This is a genomic window from Pseudoselenomonas caprae, assembly GCF_008271345.1.
Classification (GTDB): domain Bacteria; phylum Bacillota; class Negativicutes; order Selenomonadales; family Selenomonadaceae; genus Selenomonas_A; species Selenomonas_A caprae.
Map to the genome: position 1 here is coordinate 1 of NZ_VTOZ01000073.1, position 342 is coordinate 342.

Annotated in this window: 1 protein-coding gene; it reads left to right on the forward strand. The window is 45.0% G+C overall.

The features are described 5' to 3' along the window. A partial coding sequence (locus FZ041_RS14360) for an IS3 family transposase (protein WP_149190067.1) occupies positions 1 to 342 on the forward strand: 342 nt, incomplete at both ends.

Genomic DNA, 342 nt, shown 5'->3' on the forward strand with positions numbered 1-342 from the left:
AAAAATCCGGATGCTGAGTTAGAAGCAAAAATCAAAGCAATTCGGCAGAGTGACAAGGACTTTGGTTATCGTCGAATCTGGGGTAAGCTCCGCAAAGAGGGCCTTTTAGTCAATCGCAAGAAGGTTCAGCGCCTTGTCCAGAAATTAGGGCTGCAGGTAAAAGCGTTCTCTCACAAGAGCCGCAAGTACAGTTCCTACAAAGGTACTGTTGGGCGTATTGCTCCCAATCGGCTGCGTCGTCGCTTCGATACATGTATTCCACATCAAAAAATAACCACAGATACCACTGAATTTAAGTATTATGAAATGGACACCAACGGGAATATTCTTACACGCAAGGCA